1 protein-coding gene and 1 pseudogene are annotated in these 4,764 nt (G+C 34.5%); both read right to left on the bottom strand.

Annotated elements, in window-relative coordinates:
• Positions 1 to 98: 98 nt before the first annotated feature.
• Positions 99 to 2,930, bottom strand: coding sequence for a YSIRK-type signal peptide-containing protein (locus tag AC1RRU_RS12435; protein WP_053023402.1), 2,832 nt, complete (start codon positions 2,928 to 2,930; stop codon positions 99 to 101).
• Between the two features lie 568 nt (positions 2,931 to 3,498).
• Positions 3,499 to 4,764: pseudogene (locus AC1RRU_RS12430) on the bottom strand (YSIRK signal domain/LPXTG anchor domain surface protein); the annotation flags it as partial.

Raw genomic sequence — 4,764 nt, 5'->3', positions numbered from 1 at the left:
AATAAAGAAGCCAGTAAATGAAATTGTTAAAACTCATTTACTGGCTATTTCTCTAGGGTTTATGTCCCAGACTCTTTTTTAGTCAATTAAAAAAGCCATTACTTCTCTTCTTTTTTAAATTTTCTTGATAATAATGCGATACCACTCAATAGTGAAGTCATTAAGAATGCAGTTGATGATTCACTATTGCTGTAACCTGTGTTAGGTAAAGATCTAACAGTATTTTGATTGCTATCATTTTGATTATAGCCACTCAAATTATCACCTTGATCACCTGTATTTCCACTATTGTGTTTTGAATCTTTTTGATTTGTATTGTTAGTACGACGACCATTTTTATGTGCTCTATCATTATCTGCTAATGTTACTTTAACTGGTTTAGATAAAGAACTATTTGGATGTTGAGCATTATCAGTAGCTCTTACTGTTACTTCACCTTCTGGTATTGGTGTTGTTGGTTTTATAGTAGCATTACCGTTACCATCAGTCGTAGCTTTACCAATGACATGTCCATGTTTGTCCAACAATTCGACAAGTGTATAAGGATCGGTTGTAACTTTCACTGGTGTCTTAGTATTAGCTTTATGAATCAGTGTTGTATGAATTTTTGGTTCTGTTGGTGCCGTTGTATCAGTTACTTTAATTGGATCTGAGAATGAACTGTTCGGTGGCTGAGCATTATCTGTAGCTTTAATAATAATTGTACCTTCAGGATATGGTTTGTTTGGTTTAATTATTACATGACCGTTTTTATCAGTTTTTCCAGAGCCAATGACATGTCCATCTTTATCAAGTATTTCTACTTTAATGTACGGTTCAGTGATAATTTCAATTGGATCTTTAGTACCTGCTTTACCATTCATACTACCTTTTACTACTGGTTTAGGTGGTGGTGTTGTATCAGTTGTTTTAACAGGTTTAGAAACCGAACTATTTGGTCGTGCTGCATTGTCAGTTGCTTTTACATAAACATTGCCTTCAGGAATTGGTTTTGTTGGTGTAATGAAAGCATGACCAGTACCATCAGTAATTCCAGAACCTATGACGTTACCATCTTTATCTAAAAGTTCGACCTTTGTATTTGGGTCAGTCGTAACTTCTACTGGATCAGTAGTACCCGCTTTACCATCTAAGCTACCTACAACAGATGGCTTTGTAGGTGGCGTTGTATCAGTTGCCTTCACTGGATCAGATGTTGAGCTATTTGGATGTTCAGCATGATCAGTCGCTTTAGCAGTGACATTACCTTCAGGAATTGGTTTCGTAGGTATGATTGTCACTTGACCTGTACCATCTGTTTCACCTGAACCGAGACTGTTACCATCTTTATCAAACAGTTCTACCGTAGTGTTTGGATCAGTCGTTACAGTGATTGGTGTTTGGGTACCCGCTTTACCAGCTATATCTGTATTAAATGTTGGAACGATAGGTGGTGTTGTGTCAGTTGCTTTTTTAGGTTGAGAAGTAGAACTGTTCGGATGTTCTGTGTTATCAGTCGCTTTTGCAGTAACATCGCCTTCAGGAATTGGTCGATTAGGTATAATCGTTACGTGTCCATCAGTATCAGTTGTCCCTTTTCCTAAACTGTTACCATCTTTATCAAACAATTCTACTGTTGTGTTAGGATCAGTTGTTACTGTAATCGGTGTTTGAGTACCCGCTTTACTAGTTAGGTCAGTTTCTAAATTAGGTAAAATTGGTGGTGTTAAATCCGTTACATTTACCGGATCTGAATAACTACTATTTAGCGTTTCAGCGTCATCAGTAGCTTTTGCTGTAATAGTTCCTTCAACTAATGGTTTACTAGGAGTGATTGTTATGTGTCCAGTATGATCTGTCATCCCACTACCAATTAAGTGATTATCTTTATCAAACAATTCCACTTTAGTATCAGGGTCAGTAGTGATTTCTATAGGAGTTAGTGTACCTACTTTATCCACTAAATTTGTATGAATATTTGGTTTATCAGGTGGCGTAGTGTCGGTTGCTTTTTTAGGATCTGAAGTAGATGAATTTCCACTATCGTCGGTAGCTACTGCTGTTACATTTCCTTCTGGTATAGGTCTTGTAGGTACAATGTATGCGTGCCCTTTATCATTTGTTCTAGAAGCTCCAAGTGGTTTATTATATTTGTCTCTTAATTCAATTCTTGTAAAAGGATCTGTTGTGACTTCAATTACAAATGGTCTATGTTGAGGGTCTGTATTTAACGCTTCCACAGGATCTGATGTTACGCTTTCTGAACCACGTGTGGCTTTCGCTGAAACATCACCTTTAGGAATCCATTGTTGTGGAATAATAGTGACATGACCAGTTTCATTTGTTCTTCCAGTACCCATCGTTGCACCATCTTTATCTAATAGAGCTACGTCAGTATTAGGAGAAGTCAAAATTTCAATTGGTCTTTTCGTATTAGCTGCATCTCCCACACTTGTAATGAATGTTGGTTTAATAAGCGGTGCTTGCTGATCATTTGGCGTTAATGATGAATTAGTTGTTGCAGCATTAGATGGATTATCAACTGTTCCTGTTACTACTCTATTAAATTCAATTTCATCTGAATTACTAGCTCTCTTTTTTCTAACATGCGTGTTTGATGGTTGTTTTGATACACTTGAATCTTTATTGAATTGTGGTTTATTATTAGTTTGTTGAATTAATTTAGCTTCTCTAATAGTGTCACTTGTTTGATTTGATTGAACCTGACCTGTGGTATTTTTATTATCTGAAGGTTTGATTGACGTATTAGAGCTTTCGTTAATTGAATTTTCTGGATTGTTATTCGTATGTTGTTGAGTGGGATTTAAATGTTCGCTAGCTTGAGCATCATGATTTACTCCTAAAAACACGAATGTCGCTACTAAGGTTGAAACAGTACCGATTGCATATTTACGAATGCTAAATTTTTGTAATTTTTTATGTTGATTCATAGGTGCGATATTCTCCTTTACAATTTTTAATGAAAATTAATTAAATTAATAACAGTTAATATTTAAAACATTTCAATTTAACTCTTTACATATATCTGTTAGTTTAATTTCATACTAAAGATAGAAATCAAACTTAATTTATATAATTTTATTATATCATTCATTTAATAATAAATGTTGTGACATTTAAAAATAGTAGTCCCTTTTTAATACATTGATAAATGAGGTGGATTTTTAACTAAATTAGTATTTATGAAATAATTCGACAAAAATATGTGTAGATGTAAGTTTATACAATTAAAAATTACAGAATTTTTTGACGTGAATTAATAGTTTTTTAAAGCATAAAACATTAGAATATTTTATCAGTTAAATTTCAATTAAAGATCTTTAGGATAAATATTTTTTCCTTTAATTAATCTTCATTAATTTACATTGATAAAATCATGTTCTCAATTGATACTTCTATATGAACTTTATAGTCTAATATGAATATATTTAAAATCAAAAATCCACCGATATCATTTAAGATTTCAGTGGATTTTTCTAATTAGTATCTATATTAAAATTACTTATTTCTGTTGTTATCTTTTCTTTCTCTTTTTCTACTAATTAGTAAAGCAAAGCTACCTAGTAGTGTAACTATATATGGTAAAGAATTATTAGTTAACTCTTTTTTACCAGTACTTGGTAAATCTTTTACTTTCTTTTTAGTACTAGTATTAATTTTATTTCCTTTTTCATCACGTATTGTATTTTTAGATTTTCTTGAATTGTGGTTTTCATTCTCTTTTGAATGGCCATTTTTAGCTTCTTTTTTATGAGATTTTACAATCAATTTAGTAGCTTTTACAGGCTTAGATATAGAGATGTTTGGATGTTCAGCGTTATCTATTGCTTTAGCATAAACATCACCTTCGGGAATAGGTCTTGTTGGTGTAATCGTGACATGACCATTACTGTCCGTCGTACCCGAACCAATAATATTATCATCTTTATCAAGTAAATCAACATGTGTATTTGGATCTGTAGTAACTTCAACAGGATCAGTGGTTGTTGCTTTACCAGTTAAATCACTAGTAACCACAGGCGCCGTTGGTGGCGTTGTATCAGTTGCTTTAACAGGATCAGACGTAGAACTATTTGGATGTTCCGCATTATCAGTGGCTTTCACAGTGACGTTACCTTCAGGAATAGGCACCGTTGGTGTAATTGTCGCATGACCCGTACTATCTGTCGTACCCGAACCGATAACATTACCATCTTTATCCAGTAATTCCACTTTTGTATTCGGATCGGTTACTACTTCAACAGGATCTTTTGTTCCCGCTTTTCCATCTAGAGTTCCAACAACTGAAGGTTTTACCGGAGGTGTTAAGTCAGTCGCTTTTTTCGGTTGAGATGTAGAACTATTCGGATGTTCTGCATTATCCGTCGCTTTGGCAGAGACATTACCTTCAGGAATAGGTTTCGTCGGTGTAATCGTGACATGACCTGTATCACCTGTCGTACCCGAACCAATAATATTACCGTCTTTATCAAGTAAATCAACATGAGTATTTGGATCTGTTGTCACTGTAATAGGTGTTTGAGTACCAGCTTTACCACCTAAATCAGTATCTAATGTCGGTGTTGTCGGAGGTGTCGTATCAGTTGCTTTCTTCGGTTGAGAAGTCGCAACATTAGGAACTTCCGCATTGTCATAAGCTTTCGCAGAGACATTACCCACAGGAATAGGTCTTGTCGGTGTAATCGTCACATGACCTGTATCATCTGTCGTACCCGAACCGATAACATTGCCATCTTTATCTAATAATTCCACTTTCGTATTTGG

The sequence above is a fragment of the Staphylococcus sp. GW821-FHT11H10 genome, assembly GCF_058807855.1.
This window is presented reverse-complemented; position numbering and strand designations above follow the sequence as displayed.